The organism is Virgibacillus indicus, from assembly GCF_002266285.1.
Lineage (GTDB): Bacteria > Bacillota > Bacilli > Bacillales > Amphibacillaceae > Virgibacillus_K > Virgibacillus_K indicus.
Genome location: NZ_NPMS01000001.1, coordinates 883,196 through 900,542 on the forward strand (window position 1 = coordinate 883,196; position 17,347 = coordinate 900,542).

The 17,347-nt window shown below is 38.5% G+C and carries 16 protein-coding genes; 2 read left to right on the plus strand and 14 right to left on the minus strand.

The features are described from left to right. Nucleotides 1-10: 10 nt before the first annotated feature. The 10 genes from CIL03_RS04485 to CIL03_RS04530 all read right to left on the minus strand — a co-directional run bounded on the left by CIL03_RS04485 (nucleotide 11) and on the right by CIL03_RS04530 (nucleotide 12,246). Nucleotides 11-1,378 carry a UDP-N-acetylmuramoyl-tripeptide--D-alanyl-D-alanine ligase gene (locus tag CIL03_RS04485; RefSeq protein WP_094884002.1) on the minus strand — a complete coding sequence of 456 codons (1,368 nt, stop codon included), beginning with the start codon at nucleotides 1,376-1,378 and terminating at the stop codon, nucleotides 11-13. A 2-nt stretch (nucleotides 1,379-1,380) separates the two neighbouring features. Then, nucleotides 1,381-2,856, minus strand: coding sequence for a UDP-N-acetylmuramoyl-L-alanyl-D-glutamate--2,6-diaminopimelate ligase (locus CIL03_RS04490; RefSeq protein WP_094884003.1), 1,476 nt, complete (start codon nucleotides 2,854-2,856; stop codon nucleotides 1,381-1,383). A gap of 126 nt (nucleotides 2,857-2,982) precedes the next feature. Further along, a complete protein-coding gene (locus tag CIL03_RS04495) occupies nucleotides 2,983-4,920 on the minus strand; it encodes a stage V sporulation protein D (protein ID WP_094884004.1) in 1,938 nt (645 codons plus the stop codon). A gap of 89 nt (nucleotides 4,921-5,009) precedes the next feature. Further along, complete coding sequence (locus tag CIL03_RS04500) at nucleotides 5,010-7,253, minus strand: penicillin-binding protein (RefSeq protein WP_094884005.1); 2,244 nt, start codon at nucleotides 7,251-7,253, stop codon at nucleotides 5,010-5,012. Between the two features lie 16 nt (nucleotides 7,254-7,269). Continuing rightward, on the minus strand, nucleotides 7,270-7,644 hold the full coding sequence (gene ftsL / locus CIL03_RS04505; protein ID WP_094884006.1) for a cell division protein FtsL: 375 nt from the start codon (nucleotides 7,642-7,644) through the stop codon (nucleotides 7,270-7,272). Further along, nucleotides 7,644-8,621, minus strand: a complete 978-nt coding sequence (gene rsmH / locus CIL03_RS04510; RefSeq protein ID WP_206207665.1) for a 16S rRNA (cytosine(1402)-N(4))-methyltransferase RsmH — start codon at nucleotides 8,619-8,621, stop codon at nucleotides 7,644-7,646. The genes ftsL and rsmH overlap by 1 nt, the downstream gene beginning before the upstream one ends. 21 nt (nucleotides 8,622-8,642) lie before the next feature. After that, complete coding sequence (gene mraZ, locus CIL03_RS04515) at nucleotides 8,643-9,074, minus strand: division/cell wall cluster transcriptional repressor MraZ (protein WP_094884459.1); 432 nt, start codon at nucleotides 9,072-9,074, stop codon at nucleotides 8,643-8,645. Between the two features lie 197 nt (nucleotides 9,075-9,271). Further along, nucleotides 9,272-10,891, minus strand: coding sequence for a bacillithiol biosynthesis cysteine-adding enzyme BshC (gene bshC / locus CIL03_RS04520; RefSeq protein ID WP_094884008.1), 1,620 nt, complete (start codon nucleotides 10,889-10,891; stop codon nucleotides 9,272-9,274). An 87-nt stretch (nucleotides 10,892-10,978) separates the two neighbouring features. Then, the gene (locus tag CIL03_RS04525; RefSeq protein WP_094884009.1) at nucleotides 10,979-11,362 is read right to left on the minus strand and encodes a DUF3397 domain-containing protein; all 384 of its coding nucleotides are present in this window, start codon (nucleotides 11,360-11,362) and stop codon (nucleotides 10,979-10,981) included. Nucleotides 11,363-11,364: 2 nt separating this feature from the next. Continuing rightward, nucleotides 11,365-12,246, minus strand: coding sequence for a 2-dehydropantoate 2-reductase (locus CIL03_RS04530; RefSeq protein WP_165767890.1), 882 nt, complete (start codon nucleotides 12,244-12,246; stop codon nucleotides 11,365-11,367). 243 nt (nucleotides 12,247-12,489) lie between these two features. Between CIL03_RS04530 and CIL03_RS04535 the strand changes: the two genes are divergently transcribed. Next, nucleotides 12,490-12,969, plus strand: a complete 480-nt coding sequence (locus CIL03_RS04535; protein WP_094884011.1) for an N-acetyltransferase — start codon at nucleotides 12,490-12,492, stop codon at nucleotides 12,967-12,969. A 90-nt stretch (nucleotides 12,970-13,059) separates the two neighbouring features. On the opposite strand, the gene CIL03_RS04540 is transcribed toward CIL03_RS04535, so the two are convergent. The 4 genes from CIL03_RS04540 to CIL03_RS04555 all read right to left on the minus strand — a co-directional run bounded on the left by CIL03_RS04540 (nucleotide 13,060) and on the right by CIL03_RS04555 (nucleotide 15,888). After that, complete coding sequence (locus CIL03_RS04540) at nucleotides 13,060-13,539, minus strand: RsfA family transcriptional regulator (RefSeq protein WP_094884012.1); 480 nt, start codon at nucleotides 13,537-13,539, stop codon at nucleotides 13,060-13,062. A 388-nt stretch (nucleotides 13,540-13,927) separates the two neighbouring features. Further along, nucleotides 13,928-14,692, minus strand: coding sequence for an enoyl-CoA hydratase/isomerase family protein (locus CIL03_RS04545; protein WP_094884013.1), 765 nt, complete (start codon nucleotides 14,690-14,692; stop codon nucleotides 13,928-13,930). 444 nt (nucleotides 14,693-15,136) lie between these two features. After that, the gene (gene rpmF / locus CIL03_RS04550; RefSeq protein WP_094884014.1) at nucleotides 15,137-15,310 is read right to left on the minus strand and encodes a 50S ribosomal protein L32; all 174 of its coding nucleotides are present in this window, start codon (nucleotides 15,308-15,310) and stop codon (nucleotides 15,137-15,139) included. A gap of 50 nt (nucleotides 15,311-15,360) precedes the next feature. Further along, on the minus strand, nucleotides 15,361-15,888 hold the full coding sequence (locus CIL03_RS04555) for a YceD family protein (protein WP_094884015.1): 528 nt from the start codon (nucleotides 15,886-15,888) through the stop codon (nucleotides 15,361-15,363). 220 nt (nucleotides 15,889-16,108) lie between these two features. Between CIL03_RS04555 and CIL03_RS04560 the strand changes: the two genes are divergently transcribed. Next, on the plus strand, nucleotides 16,109-17,323 hold the full coding sequence (locus tag CIL03_RS04560; RefSeq protein ID WP_094884016.1) for a nucleotidyltransferase: 1,215 nt from the start codon (nucleotides 16,109-16,111) through the stop codon (nucleotides 17,321-17,323). The last annotated feature ends 24 nt before the right edge of the window (nucleotides 17,324-17,347 follow it).

Below are 17,347 nucleotides of genomic sequence, written 5' to 3' on the forward strand. Positions count from 1 at the left end.
TGCGCTTTTGCTATGATGTATGAATAATTTCTTTAATAAGTGATTCGAATTCTAATCCTCTTGAAGCTTTGAATAATAACAATGAATCCTTTTTCAAATAAACCTGCAGTGCTTGAACCAATTCTTCTTTTGAAGCATAATGCATACATTGTATAGCCGGTTCATTCTTTTGGACAGTCTCAGAGATAAATCTGGCTTCATCTCCAAATGTAAACAGCACATTAATCGGGGCTTCGATGACATCTGCAACTGAGCGATGCAGTTCTTCCGAGTATTCCCCCAATTCCCGTATATCTCCCAGCACTAAGACCTTATCCGTAAAATCTGACATTTGCTTTACAACCTCTACAGCAGCTTTCATTGAAGTAGGTGAAGCATTGTATGCATCATTTATGATAGATACTTCACTTGGTCCATTGATCATTTCAAAACGCATGGAAGTTAATTTTAATGAAAGCAATGCTTTTTGCCGCTTTTCTTTTTCAATTCCCAGATGTTTCCCGAGTGTAACTGCAAAGGAGGCATTTAGGGCGTGATGCCTGCCCATTAGTGGAACCTTATAGGAGATTCCATCTGAAAGGTTAAATTTAGTATGGTCTATGTTGATCTCTACATTATTAATTTTGACATCATTGCTCTCACCATAGCCACATTTAATAATATTCGCTTTATTGTGAAGATGCTGCAGTAACGCTTCATCACCATCAATTATGGCGTACCCTTCATCCTTCAGGCCATTCAAAATTTCTAATTTTGCCTCTGAGATTCCTTTTCGTGATCCTAAAAATTCAATATGGGATTCACCGATATTTGTGATGATTGCGTAGTCAGGTCTGGCAATTTTTGTGAGCAGGTCAATCTCACCAAAGTCACCCATGCCCATTTCCAGGACTAATGCTTCTGTGTCTCGTTTCATAGATAATACAGTAAGCGGAAGTCCAATGTGGTTATTAAAATTTCCGTCAGTAAAATGTGTGCGGTAGGTGGTTTTAAGCATTGCTGCTACCAGATCCTTTGTAGTCGTTTTTCCATTTGACCCTGTGATTCCGACTACAATCGGGTTTACCAGCTCCCTGTAGCTTGATGCCATTTTCTGCAATGCAGCAATTGTATCCTCTACAAAAAATACAGGGAAATCTGCTGGCAGAAATGCTGGAAGCTCCCTTTCTTTACTCCATAGGACTGCCGTTGCACCATTATTAACTGCTTGCTTTACATAATCATGGCCATCAAAATTGTCTCCTATTATTGGAACAAACAATGATTTAATTGTTTTTATCCTGCTGTCAGTTATAACCTTTTCAATTACAATTTCATCTTCTGCTGTCCCTTTATAATCAGTTAAGAATCCGGTCAGCCACTTTGTTGTAAATAACATTATCATTTCTCCTTAGCTTTGATTGCTTCTTTTGCAATTACCCGGTCATCAAAATCATATTTAACATGGCCAATCTGCTGATACGTTTCATGACCTTTCCCTGCAATTAAAATAACATCATCTTCTTCAGCATAATTAACTGCCTGGTAAATTGCTGATTTGCGATCTGATATTACTTCATATTTATTCGTGAAATCCTCTAATCCATTTGTCATGTCCTGCAAAATTGCCTCAGGATCCTCTGTTCTTGGATTGTCGGAAGTGAAAATTGCATGATCCGAATATCTCAGGGCAATTGCTGCCATCAACGGGCGTTTTGATCTGTCCCGATCCCCTCCGCATCCTACAACAACATAAACTTTTCTTCTTGCAAATTCTTTTATGGTTTTAAGTACATTTTTTAAAGAATCGGGTGTATGAGCATAATCCACAATTACAGCAAATGATTCATTTTCCGCAATTGACTCAAACCGTCCGCTGATGCCATTTATATTCTCAAGTGCAGTTTTAATAATTTTCAGCGGTACCTTCCCGGCGATTGCTGCGGCACTGGCTGCGAGCATATTATATACATTGAACATGCCAATTAGCTTGCTGGATATTTGTAATTCTCCCACAGGCGTAATTAATTTAAAAGCAGTCCCGTCAGCATCTATATTGATTTCCTCTGCCATTATTTGTGCTTCACTTCTGCATCCATACGTAACAATATGCTGGGCTGTGCTTTTTTTAATCAGGTCACTCGATAAATCATCTGCATTAATAATAGCAAATTTTTGTTTACTGTCATCATAGGTATTCCCTAATTGGGCAAATAGCAGACTTTTTGCCCTTAAATAATCATCAATATTTTTATGAAAATCAAGGTGATCCTGAGAGAGGTTAGTAAATACTGCTATATCAAAATCACAGCCATATACCCTCCCCAAATCAAGTGCATGGGAGGAAACCTCCATAATGGCCTGTTCCACACCCTCATTAACCATCAATTGAAATGATTTTTGCAGGCTTAATGCATCAGGTGTTGTATTGGATACAGGATAGGTCTTATTATCAATCTTCATTTGAATTGTTCCAATTACACCAGTCTTTTTTTGAAAATGATTATATATTTCCTCCAGCAAATAAGTTACAGTTGTCTTTCCATTTGTTCCGGTTACCCCGATTAATGGAAGTTTACTGCTTGGGTGATTATAAAACCTATCCGCAAGAATTGCCAGTGTTCTGGAGCTGTCTGTTACCGTAACCACAGGAACTGCCGATTTTACTTCTTTTTGGGCGACAATTGCCCTAGCTCCGTTGGCAATAGCTTCATCCACATAATCATGTCCATCCACCGTAAAACCCGGGATGCAAACAAATAACGATCCTTCCTTCACTTTCTGTGAATCCATTTCGATCGAAGTGATTTCTATATGTTTTATTGCAGAATTAGTTTGATAGATTGGTATGTATGAAAATAATTCACTTAATTTCATAAATAACACACCCTGTCTTTCATAATATAACCCAAATATCCGCACAGTGAAACATCAATTATTAAGAGGGTGAATATGTAAATTACCCTCTTACTTAAACCTTATCTATTATAGCAAAATTCCTGCTTATTCACGATGTTTTTCTTCAGATAAATATATACGCATTTTTGCTCCCTGTTCTACTTTTGTTCCAGGTGCTGGTGCCTGATCAATAATATAATTTCCCTCACCGTTTGTTTCAATGGCGAGATTCGTCATATATTCCGTTAAATCCTTTTTGGATAATCCGATTAAATCCGGAACCTCAATTTTTGGCTGCTCCGGCCACATGTACTCTTTATCCAATCCACCGGTTCTCGGTTCAACTTCCATTGCCCTTAAGCTGTCACCAATAATTGTTCCGACGATAGGTGCTGCAACAACTCCGCCAAACTGAACGGTGTTTTTGGGATTATCAACAGCGACGTATACTACAATCTCTGGATCATCTGCCGGTGCAAAGCCAATAAAGGAAACGACATAGTTATTCTGCATATACCTTCCGTCAGGACCTACTTTTTGAGCTGTTCCCGTTTTCCCGCCAACTCTGTACCCATCAACATAGGCTGGTCTCCCGGTTCCCATTGCAACAACACTTTCCAGAGCTTCCCGAATTTCTTGGGAGGTTTCTTCCGAGAGAACCCTTTCTTTTAGAACTGGTTCCACTTTTTCTACTGTTTCTTCTGTCTTTGGATCAATCCATTCCTTTGCAAGAAAAGGCTCATATAAATATCCGCCATTGACAGCAGCAGCTACTGCCATCACCTGTTGTATTGGTGTAACTGATACACCCTGACCAAATGCGGTAGTTGCCAGTTCAACCGGCCCAACAGCCTTAGGTTTAAAAAGAATACCATTGCCTTCTCCCTGAAGATCAATTCCAGTTTTTTGGCCGAATCCGAAATCCCTTATATATGAAAAGAGCTTTTCTTTGCCTAATGATAATCCTAATTCAACGAAGCCCGGGTTACAGGAGTTCTGCACTACCTCCAAGTAAGTTTGATGTCCGTGTCCTCCGCTCTTCCAGCAATGCAGCTCCGATCCGCCTACAGTGATATCACCATCGTCATGAAAATGATCATCCTCCAGATCAACAATATCCTCTTCTAATGCTGCAGCTAATGTAATTATTTTAAAGGTTGATCCGGGTTCATATGTACTCCATATAGGTAAATTTCGGTCAAAGACGGAGGATTCCACTTCCTGATAGTTTTCAGGATGAAAATTAGGCCTTGTTGTCATGCCAAGAATTCCACCAGTCTTTGGGTTTACAGCAATTGCCAATGCACCATCCGGATTATATTTAGAAACTGCAAAATCCATTTCACGCTCCAAAATAGTTTGCACCTTTGAATTAATTGTTGTTTTTAGGTTCAGCCCGTCAGATGGTTCTGTATATACATCTGCAAGACTATCCAGCCTTCTTCCCTTTGCATCCGAGTAAAAAGAAAGACTGCCTTCTTCACCACTTAACTTTTCATCATAAAATAGCTCCAGCCCCATTAATCCCTGATTATCGATGCCGGCAAATCCCAATACATGCGATAGGTCCTTTCCATTTGGATAATGTCTCTTCGAATCTTTAGCAAGGTACACCCCATCCAGATTTAATGCGCGAATGTCTGATTCCTGCTGCTCTGAAATTTTTATTCCCTCCGGCCTGATATCGACACTTGCAGCGACCTTGGTAATATCGCTATAAACCTTATCAACAGATACATCTAAAATCGCCGCCAGTTTTTCTGCTGTTTTCTGTGGATCCTTGATCTGTCTTGGTACAACAACAACAGATGGTGCTGTTACATTTTCTGCAAGTATCTCTCCATTCCTATCCAATATATTACCGCGTTCCGGTTCAAACACAATATCTCTTGTCCATAATTCATTCGCTTGTCCTGCTAATTTTTCCCCGATAACAAATTGCACGTAGCCCAGCCTTATATCAATTATTGCAAAAATGAGAAGGCCAAAAAGAAAAACAGTGACGATTCGTTTTCTAACTGTTACAGTGGATACGCGTTTCATATTCCGTCCCCTTCCATAGGTAGGCTTATATCCACTATATGAGCTAAAAAAAATGAATAGAACACTGTTTAGCATGGGTATTTATTTAGTCATCCTTCACCATTTGTTTCTTCCTCAGCGGGGGCTTCCTGTTCGTTTTCAGCATCCGTACTTTCTTCCATTGTTTCATTTGGGGGCAATAATTCCACCCCAAGGTAATCATTCTTTTTCAGTGGTGTATCTTCTTTAATATTTTGTGTGACAACATAGCCGTTCCCAAATAATTCAACTTTTAATTCAAGCAAATCCGCAAGCTGCAATACTTCACGCTTCGACCATCCAATTATATCAGGCATGGATGGGTTATCCGTTATCAATATAATCCTTTGATTAGATAAAATCGTGTCCCCCTCCGCAACATTGGCTGCAACCACAGTACCCGAGCCAACGACAGTTACCTGTAATCCTTTTTCAGCTAGGGCTGTTTCTGCTGCCTGGGCATCTTCACCAATGATTTCCTGAATTTCTGTTTTTTCCACAGAATAATCATCATCTTTGTCCGGTTCAATATTTAGGTAGTGGAGACTGTTTTCCATAACATTATTAAATATAAAGGACACCGGTAATGAAGTTGGCTCAGTCGGCTTCGCTTCAGGCTGTTTTACAGAAACGTACATCATTAATTCCGGATCATCGATTGGTGCCATACCTAAAAAGGAAAAAATATAATTTTCTCTTCCGGTCATATAACCTGGTCCATCCGGATTAGGTATTTGAGCTGTACCAGTTTTGCCGCCGACAGTATAGTCATCTAATTGAAATCTTTTACCTGTTCCATTCTCGCCATATACAACTGACTCAAGCAATTTCAATACATGATCGGAGGTTTCCTCCGAAATAGGTTGATCAACTACCTTTGGGGATTTTTCCTCTAATATGTCGCCAGTGTTAGGATCAACTATTTTTTTGATCACATATGGCTGGAGCATTTTTCCGTCATTCGCAATGGCAGTTGCTGCTTTCATTTGTTGTATCGGTGTTACCGTACTCCCTTGCCCAAAAGCTGTTGTTATTTTTTCCATCGGCCAATTATACAAGATTTGACCTGGCACTTCTCCAGGCAGGTCTATTCCTGAAGGTTCATCAAAATCAAATGCCTTTAAATATTCCAAGAACTTCTCCGGTCCAAGCTTTTCCCAGGCAAGTTTAGCTGCAGCAACATTAGAGGAACGCTCGAATCCCTTGTCAAATGTGATTGTTCCCCAGCCTCTTCCACCATTATGATCACCTATCTTTTTTAATTTCTCATTGGCTTGATAGGTTCCTGACATAAATGTTTCATTTCCGTTATAAACGCCTTCTTCAATTGCAGATGCCCATGTAAACATTTTGACAGTCGATCCTGGTTCAAATGGGTTTGATATCACATCATTATACCAATTCTCTACATTTGCAGGATTATTCGGATTGTAGCTTGGCCTGTTACTCATCGCAAGAACTTCTCCTGTTTTTGGATCCATAACGATTGCTGTAACACGTTCTGGATTGTAGTCCTCTTCCACCTGTGTAAGAACATCCTCTAACAACGTCTGGATTTTCTGGTCAATCGTTAAATAAACATCGTTTCCATCTTCAGGCTTAGTAATGACTTCATTAGGATCTAATAATTTTTTATTATACTTGTCGCGCTGGTAAGAGATTCTACCGTTTTTACCTGCGAGTAATTCATTCATTTCTTGTTCCATTCCGGCAATTCCAGTAATCTCTTTTTTTACACCATCTTCGGTTTCTACTTCCGTTTCTCTAGCAAAGCCAATAATATGGGAAGCAAACGTTCCATTTGGATAATATCGCATTGGCTCCTTCTCAAAATTAATACCAGGCAAGCCCAGTGCAGCAATGTCATCTTTCTCCTGCTGGCTTAATTCTCTTCCTTCTTTTCCAAATTCAACCTGGAATCTGTCATTTTCAATTCCTTTTTCCAATCGCTCCAGTATAAAACTCTCTTCAACATCTAATAGAGGAGCCAGCTTGTCCGCTGTTTCTTGCGGGTCGGTTACATGCTTTGGCTCCTCCAGGTTATCTGAGTATTCCTCTTTCACAATTGCGTACATTGTAAATGTAGGCCGATCGTAAGCCAGAGTCATACCATTCTTATCAAAAATTTTACCGCGTTCTGCATTTAATGGATAAGTAGATGTGCGCTTTTTCTTCGCCCATTCTTCCAAGGATATATCATTAATTTCACCAGTTGCCTGAATATACAAAAAACGGCCTGCAGTGATCAGAAAAATACCGGTAAAGACAATAATCAATATCCCTGCCATGAAATGGGTTGTTTTATTTTTCCTCATACCCAGTTCTCCTTGACTAATTGTTAAATGCGTGAGCTTGCTTTACTTCAGCATCCTGCAGCTTCAATCCATTATCTTTAGCTATTTTTGTGATTCTTTCAGGTCTGCTTAACTCTTTCATTTCGAACATCAAACCTTCATTTGTTACTTTTTGTGTTTGGACAACATTTTCGAGCTGCTGCATCTCACGATTTAAACTATCTGTTGATGAAGAAAAGGATACCACAAAAATCCCTGCCGCTACTAGTCCTGCACCTATCACGGAATAAATCACTTTTTCACCTTTCGTTATCCAGCCCTGTTTCCGTACCTTAACAGCAACTTTTTGTTCCCTAACTTGAGTCTGCTCCGGTCTATTCTGCTGCCAGCTTCTGGCATGGTTTGCACCCATTACTTTTTCCACCCTTCTTCATACGTAAAATCATCGTTCCATTCATTTACTTTTTCAGCAATACGCAATTTCGCCGAACGTGATCTGCGATTTTCTGTCAATTCATCATCCGTTGCTATTATTGGTTTCCTTGAAATCAATTTAAAAGGCGCCTCATGCTCTTTTGGAAGCACTGGTAAATTTCTTGGTGTTTCTTTTGCAGTACTCCACTTTTTAAATGCTTGTTTACACAGCCTGTCTTCAAGTGAGTGGAAAGTGATAACTGCAATGCGTCCATTCTCACTTACCGCCCTTGCTGCCTGATGAAGTGCATCATTAAATGCTGCTAATTCATCATTCACAGCAATTCGCAATGCCTGAAAAATGCGCTTAGCCGGATGTCCACCCTTTCTTCGGGCTGGAGCTGGGATCGCATCCTTGATTATTTCCACCAGTTGATGAGTTGTGTGAATTTCATTCGTTTTTCTATATTCTTCAATCCTTCTCGCAATTTGTTTTGAAAATTTTTCTTCCCCATATTTAAAAAATATGGCAACCATGTCATTGTAGGGCCACGTGTTAACAATCTCAAAAGCAGTCAGTTCCGCTTCCTGATTCATTCGCATGTCGAGTTCCGCATCTTGTTGATAACTGAACCCTCTCTCACCTCTATCCAGTTGTGGAGAAGAGACACCAAGGTCAAACAATATTCCGTCAACCTGCTGAATTCGATGGTTCGCTAATTCCTCTTCCAATCCTCTAAAATTGGAATGGATAAAAATAATTCGGTCATGGTATGCTTTCAATCTTTCTTTTGCTGCCTGAAGTGCATCTAAATCCTGATCAAATGCCACAAGCAGACCATTCTCATTCAATTGGGAGGCTATTTTTTCTGAATGGCCTCCACCGCCAACTGTGCAGTCTACATATGTACCACCTGGCTCAATTGCTAGTCCTTTAATCGTTTCTTCTTTTAAAACACTGTAATGTTCAAACATCGTTACACCCACTTCTGTCCATCAAATATCAAAATCCATCAGATTTTCGGCAATCTCTGCAAAAGATTCTTCAGAGTCCTCGAAGTAATCGTCCCAATTTTCGCTGGACCAAAATTCAATTCGATTGGATACACCGATCACAACACACTCTTTTTCCAGAACAGCATAATTTCTTAAGTTTTGCGGAATATTTATTCTTCCCTGTTTGTCCACTTCACATTCAATAGCTCCAGAAAAGAAAAACCGTGTGAAGGCTCTTGCATCCTTTTTAGTAAGTGGGAGTTTTTTTAGTTTTTCCTCTAATACTTTCCATTCATTCATTGGGTATGCGAACAAACATTTATCCAGTCCACGAGTGACAACAAAGCTTTCTCCAAGCGATTCACGAAACTTGGCAGGGACAATAATTCTGCCTTTTGTATCGATGCTGTGCTGATATTCACCCATGAACATATAGTCCGCCCCCACTTTCATATTTTTTATATTACCACATTCCCCCACTCTCCACCACCTATTTACCAAAAAAATTATTAAATATCCTTAAAACCACTTTTCATTCTGTAAACAAGCATTAAAAAAAAGCTGTCTTATCAAGGATAAGACAGCTTTTCTGTTTTGCTATTCAGTTGGTGGGGGCAAGTGGGGAGCCATTACATATAAACTGCATAATGTTCATTTTCAAACGAACAAGTTTCCTTTGCCAGTCTTCTTATGAAGTCAATACCATATTCATTTAGCCATGGCAGCGGATTCCATACCCTCTCCTGTAATCCTTCTGCCGGTCTAAGTGCTATATTTAGCAAATCAAATTCATATAGTTCCTTGTCATATTTTTCTTTCATTGCTTTTATGATTCTATCTTCCAGGTAATCCACATTAGAATGCAGATAATATAAATTTTTCTTTGCCAGTGCTCCCAAATCTGAACGCATCTCATTGGCAATTTCTCTTAAAGGCTGGTGTGCACGCTCAATCGCTTGTTTAATATCTTCGGCAATTTTATCAATGGATGGCTCATTTTTAGACATCAGCCAATTATTTTTTATATCACTTACTCCTTTATTAATGGCATGTTCAGTGGTAATATCATATTTCTTTAATGCTTTCTCTGTATTTCTGGTCAAATATGTAAAAGAAAGCCTTGGAAAAACTGGAGGCATCTTTATTTGAAATGCTAAAAATACCGGTTTTAACACAGACCAATAACTTATCTCTCCAGGTCCCCCAATAAAAGCCAGCGATGGAAATAACAGTTCCTGCATTAGTGGCCTTGTAACTACATTATTGCTTAATAATTCCGGCTGTTCCTTTGCGATGGCAATTAGTTCATCAGTTGTAAATATTACCTCATTCTGCTTTCCAATCCATTTTCCGTCCTCAGTACGGGTGAGTAAAACCCGCTCCCCATTATGATGGTAGAACAGATGTGCATCATCAGGTTCAGCGTCCAGAGCAATCGAATAGTTTTCCTCCTCCAAACCCTTCAGTGCGCGATAGACCCCCTTGCTAATTTCAGGCTGTCTTTCAATAAGCTGAATAAAATATCCGCTCTCCATTCTTCGTACCAGAGGATGACCCGAATCTATCAGAACAAGACCATCTTCTTCAAACAGCTGGAAAATAACACGTGCGAAGAAATCTACATAGGTAGCCGACTGATCCAAACAGCCTTTGACTAATGCGTACAAGTCATTTGTGAACTCTGTTTCAGTCAAGTCCTCAAACAGGCTGTGTAGCCACTGGCTGCTTTTTATTTCATCTATTTTTAAATCTGAAACAGAACTTTTCTGCACCACTTCCTGTATTAGCTTATATTTTTTCATTTTTGGCACATCAGGCAGGTACACATGATTTATTTCATCAAAATCATGATCCTCTCCTGCTATCCAAAAAACCGGGATAACAGGGGTTTTCAGTTCTTCTTCCTTCTGTTTGGCCAACTGGATAATAGAAATAACTTTATTGATCGAATACATTGGTCCTGTCATCAGGCCAGCTTGCTGACCGCCTATCACAACAGTACTATCCTCTTTTTTTAACCGGTTGATATTTTGAAAAGTGGATTCCGGAGCATCCCATTCCTTATTTATTTTCTCTAATACAGTTGTCAGCTGCTCCCTGTCAAAGCTTCTCTCTTTTAAATCTTCAACTCTCTGACGGGAATCTGAGAATGGCTGATAGTCAAAAAACTGTATTATTTTATTTTTATTATAGCGATAATCATTTATTAAATTGCTTTGATTATGTAAATGTATTGGGTCGATCCGCATAGATCACATACTCCTTCTGTTCTTAATTTCCTCTATGTATTGTACATAAATCTGTAATGAAATTCACCCAATCTGTTTCAGATTTGATCAGTAAAAGAAAATCCGCTGAATAATTCCAATCATCAGCAAGCAGATATATATAAATAAAAACAATAAAAAGGAAATACGCCAAAGCGTTTTAAAAGCTTTGCCGAATAAAACTTCTGTATTGGTTTTCCATTGAATGATAATAATTAATGTAAGTATAAACAACAGTATCACTGCTGCGATCCCAGTAAACTGTCTGTCAAAAATGATAGAAATGAGCATGATATCTGCAATAATATATAATATTGTTGTCCAGTTAACTGCTTTATGAACAGCCTTCCATTTGCCTGGATGAACTTTTCTGGAAATCATATAGACAACCAATGTTGCAAAAAATGGCACCGTTATAAAAAACGCAAAAAAATAAACTATATAATCAACCATCCCTATTCGATTATCCCCTTCTTCACTTCCAATGCTTTAATACTGTCATAGACAAATGCTGTATATGGAATATGTTTATTTTCACTGTTATCCAACAGGTATCCTGTAATTGCTTCAATTTCGGTTTTTCTGTTTTCTTTTAAATCTGTACACATTGATGATCGATTTTCAGCTGTATTTTCGGCAACCTTTTTTACCCGCTCCCATTGTTCCTCGCCATTCAGACCTAACACTAATGAAGTTTCTCTGCACAATTCACGGGCGAGTTTAAGTATAAAGGTGTTATTTAATAATTCACCGTTTTTGCAGTCGAACAGTGCTGTTAATGGATTAATAACTGCGTTGATCACCAATTTTTCAGCAAGTAATTTTGACCAGTGCTCTGTTGCTATTACAGGAAAGTATTCCTGATGCAGTTTCTTTGAAAGCTTGCTGCAACTCAACATGTCCTGGTTATATGCGGATAATTTAATATTCCCTTTTCCCGAGTGCCTTACTGTCCGGTCATCCATCCTCAGTGCTCCATGTTCAATAGTTCCTAAATACACAGGATGCTTCATGCCCTTTAAATATTTAACATGTCCCATTCCATTTTGTAAAAATATTACTGAGGTATCTTCATTCACCTGTTCCAGGACTCGTAAAGCAGATGCAATGTCAGTTTGTTTTACACAGATTATAATACAATCTTCTTTTTTTTGTTCACCAATCAGCAGGGATTTAATGGGAATTGACTTTGTGGAATGGGTAAACTCAATACCACCACTGTTGATAGTACTTTTTTGCTCACTGCGTCTCACATATAATGTTACCGTATGCTGCAGCGAAAGATATCCACTCAGCAGCAGACCAACAGAGCCGCCGCCTATCACTCCAATATCCATTTCCATCCCGCCTTTCATTCATATTTATTGTAACAAAATGTCTTGCAATTGGGCACATTTATTTAAATATGAATACAAATATAGGAATTAGCCTCATCCTTATTTCAAAATGTATGTTTTTATATTATAATAAGGTTAATAGAAAACCTGAATAATTCAGATATTTATGTAAAAGCAGGGAAATTGTATTGGTGTTTTTAATACAATACGATTTCTGCTGCAGTATATAAGGGGGAGAGTTCCATGCAGCAAATAAAGGTAGAAAAATTACTAATCAACTATAAAACACTGGAAAAATTCAAGTACTTCAAAGAGTATGGCAATCAGGAGCTGTCAATGCTTGAAGACCTGGAAAATAACATGGTGGAAAACGATGCAGATTCTCCATTCTATGGCATTTATTATGGCAACAACCTTGTAGCCAGAATGAGTCTTTATAAAGTGATGGAAAAATATGATGCCTATTTTGAACCGCCACAGGACTATTTGACATTATGGAAATTGGAAGTGCTTCCGAATTACCGCGGAAATGGTTATGGGAAAGCACTAGTTGATTTTGCAAAGAGCTATAACGTGCCTATTAAAACGAACCCAAGAATTAACTCACATGGCTTTTGGGAAAAAATGGACTTTCAGAAAGCTCATTACGATATGGAAAGAGATCTTGGTGAAAATCCGCTGATTTGGATGCCTGATGGTGTAAAAGAACAAGAATCGAACTAAAAATGAATGGCGAATCCTTTTGAACTTAAAAACGATTTAAGAAACGCAAAAGACATGAATGGTAAATTACCCTCATGTCTTTTATTTTACTTAATCATTCGGTCCGTTTTTAACCCATCCCCACAGCTTTCCTATTTCCTCCCAGGCATTATCATAACGTAATAATTGCTGTTTTAATTGTTCATTTTCTTTCTCTAATTTCTCTACCAATTCCGTATGTTCCTGGTGAAGTGCATTTTCTTCCGGATAACCCGATTTCATTTTTTCCAATAGTAATATAGCAGTATCTATTGTATTTTTGTCTTGATTTTCAGGATTGTCAAACCTCCAGATTTCCTTCTTTGTTCCTTGCTTTCTTTCTTCTTTTGCGTGCTGAACCGCTTCATGATAGTTTTTACGGATGGTTGCATTCCAGCGAAAGCCGCAAGCAGCTGATGTGCGTGATAGTTGCTTTGCTACTTCTTTAAAAGCCTCCAGCTGTGTTTTTCCTTGTCTTATATGTCTAAGTACTGTTTCTGCAAGCAGGATATCTTCATCTTTGGTCCATGCATCCTGTCTTGTTGCGTTCATAACATCCCTCCTTATACTTTTGCTATCAATGTATGCAAAAAATAGGAGTGATAGAATAAATGTTTTTAAAATACTGTTAAAGTGTATGTTCAAAAAGGTGCCGAATTAGAAGCAAGAAGGTCGAGACGGCGAAGTTTTAAGCACTAGCCAAAGCTTCTCCGAATAACCATCTTACGCAGGAAAAGTGCTTTTCTTTTCCAAGGAGCAGAACGTATGCAATTGATACGTGAAGTGAGGCGGCTACATGCGAAACTTCTTTGCTGCCTTGAACCGAGAAACATAGCTTCCCAGACCAAGCTTGCAGACGCAGGTGCATACGCTTTTTAAAAACAAGCATTCGTGCGAGATTCGACGCTTATAATTTAGTGACTTTTTGAACATTCTCTCGTTAATGACGATTTAAAAATTTCTCCACAGCCTTTATATGCTCCTTAGAATCCCATAAATTAGCACAATTGCGAACTTCCTCGTTCATAAGTGATGCTAAACCAAGGCTTGATATCTTTTTCTTGTATTGATTTTTTAATATTTTCATCTGTTTATATGATTTTATTAAATAGGGTTTCAATAATTTTTCTGTATTACCCATTTCTTCATCTTTTACTACATGGTGGAGCCATCCAGTCTGCTCTAACTTCTCCGCGTTTAAAATGCGTGCTTCAAGCAGCCATTGATAGGCAAAATTAGGATTAACCTTTTCATAAAGGAGAGTCCCACCACCCCAGCCAGGCGTTATTCCCAAATTAGTCTGCACAAACCCAAAGGTACTAGTGTATCTGGCAATTCGAAAATCACATGCTGTCGCAATCTCGCAGCCTCCACCCAACGCATTCCCATTCAATAGACATATAGTTGGTACGGGAAATGATACAATTTCATACAGGACCTCCTTCATTGGATATAATTGCAAAAAAGCTTCATCTGGGGTCAAATTCCCATGAAGATCATTCAGGTCTCCTCCCGCACAAAACATCTTATCCCCTGCGCCGGTAATTACCAAAAATTTAATTTCATCCTGGTTTGCCATTGCTAGACATTTCTTAAATTCCTCAGCCATTTCCTTAGATATTGCATTATGTTTATCCGGACGGTTTATCAAAATTTGACCATAGTTTAGATCAGTGATTTTCTGATATGCTACTGATTCAGTCATTCAACCTCGCTCCTTGGACTCGTTTTTTATGTAAGGCTGTTTTCTTAAAGATCGTTGTTTTTGACACAAAATTTATAGACTGCGACATAATTGCTCTGTTGATTTCAACTTCGGACGGATGTTTCGCGGGTTGAATGGATTATCAGGATTTGGGGTACTTCTCTAAGCCCAAACAACCTGAAACAAGTAGCTACCGGTTACATAGAGCACCTCTCTATGCCCAAATAGCCTGAAACAAGTTGCTACCGGTCACATAGAGAGTGGATGGCTGATATGCTAGTGGAAATGTGGTTATATTTCCTGAGCGGCCGTTGGAATTATCATCGCTAATTTTAGTTCACAGTTTTCATCAACTGCCAAGATTAAAAACCAAGAGTATTCACGAAAAATGCTAGATGTAAAAAAGCGGATCACATTGCTGATGCGATCCGCTTTTTAAATATACTATTTACTTACCACTTCTTTACCATCATAATGTCCACATGATTTACATACATGATGTGATTTTGTCAATTCACCACAATTTGAACATTCTACCATGCCAGGTACGTGTAGTGTTTTATGGGTACGACGCTGATTCTTAACTTTTTTAGAAGTTTTTCTTTTAGGTACTGCCATGACTTACACCTCCTTCATTTCATGAAAGCAAAAACATCAGAATAAAATCCCTATTTTTCTTTCTTGTTTTCCATCCAAGACTCCAATTTTTTAAAACGTGGATCTATCGTTTTTTCATTCGTATCCTCTGAAATAAATTCCCATCCCTGTCCTTTTACAGGTGCTGCTTCCTGGTCACTTGTATCTTTAGAAAATACACGAAAAGGAATCTCTAATAAAATATTTTCCTTTATATATGGAGATAAGTCAAGAACTTCTCCATTAACCGGATGAATTTCATTTTCCTCTTCTTCTCTGCCATAATAAGAAGAGATTGAGAAAACCTCATCTACTTTAATTTCAAAAGGATATGGTACATCCACTAATGTACGTGCACAAGGCAAAATCATTTCCCCGTTGATCGTAAAAGAAACGATAATTTCCTCACCCTGAAAGAAGCATTTTCCATGCACTCGGACAGGTTTAATTTCACGTATATCGTTATTCATTGTTTCCAGTTCGGAAACATCAACCTTTTCGTCAAATGCAAAAGGCTCGTTATTTGCACGTTTTCTTATTTGTGCTAAAGCAAATTTCATTGTTATCACCTCAAGGCAACAAGAGTTATTTTAAAAGAAAAATAGACTTTTGTCAACATATTTTCTTTACAGTTAAAGTTAAATAATGTCTTAAATAGATTTCTTCATTTTTAGCATTCCCGGTCTTTTTTTCTATAATCGGATTATTTCTCCTCATTCGTTACATTATATCGTATTTTTGGTACAATAATTATCACTAAACCGGATTGGAGTTGTTTACATGAAAGCATGTGGTTTGATAGTTGAATACAATCCGTTTCATAATGGACATGTGTACCATATCCAGGAAGCCAAAAAGACAGCTGAAGCCGACTGCATGATTGCTGTAATGAGCGGTGACTTCCTGCAACGTGGCGAGCCTGCAATTATTGATAAATTTCACCGAGTGCGGGCTGCCCTTGCGTCAGGGATAGATCTCGTTTTGGAATTACCTTATCCCTATGCAGTGCAAAGCAGTGATTTATTTGCAAAAGGCTCTGTTCAAACATTGTATCAGGCAGGGGTTGACAGTATTTGTTTTGGCAGTGAGTCTGGTGATATATCCCATTTTATAACAAGCTATGAAATCTTTAAAGAAAATGAAGCTGGGTTTAAAGAAATGCTTCAGTCCGGCCTGCAAAACGGATTATCCTTTCCAGAAGCCAGCAGGCATGCCTATGAAAAAATAGGTTTATCTGGCGGTGAGATGGATTTAACAAAACCAAATAATATACTTGGCTTCAGCTATGTAAAAGAAATTCTTGAGCAGCAGCTGCCAATTAAGCCATTAACCATAACAAGGACTAGCAGTGGCTATCATCAGCAAACAATCTCAGGCTCAATCGCCAGTGCGACAAGCATACGAAAAGAGCTGCTGACACATGAGTCCATTACCAAAACAGCGAATGACACAATGCCTGCTGCAACAATTAAGCAGTTGAAGGATTACATCTCACACGCCTCCTCCTGGCATACATGGGAAAATTATTTCCAACTCGTTTATTACCGTGTCATGACAATGAGCGAGCAAGAGCTCGCGGCCATCCATGGTGTTGACGAAGGGCTGGAATTCCGCATTAAAAAAACCGCCAAACAGGCAGAATCCTTTCATGATTGGATTGAGAAAATTAAAACAAAGCGATATACATGGACACGGCTTCAGCGGATTTTTGTACATATTTTAACAAACACAAAAAAATCTGATATAAAAGATATCGAATCAGGTTCAACTGTTCCATATATACGTCTGTTAGGCATGACAAAAACAGGACAGAACTATTTAAATAAAATAAAACAAAACATGGAGATACCTATTATATCAAGCTTTAGCAGAAATAAACATCCAGTACAGCAACTGGAAGAGAAGGCTGTTAAAGCATACTACAGCATCCTTTGTCCAAAAAACAGACAGGAGCTTTTCAAACAGGAATTACTAGCACCTATAATAACTGAATGATGAAACCAGACTATAAAAAATAGA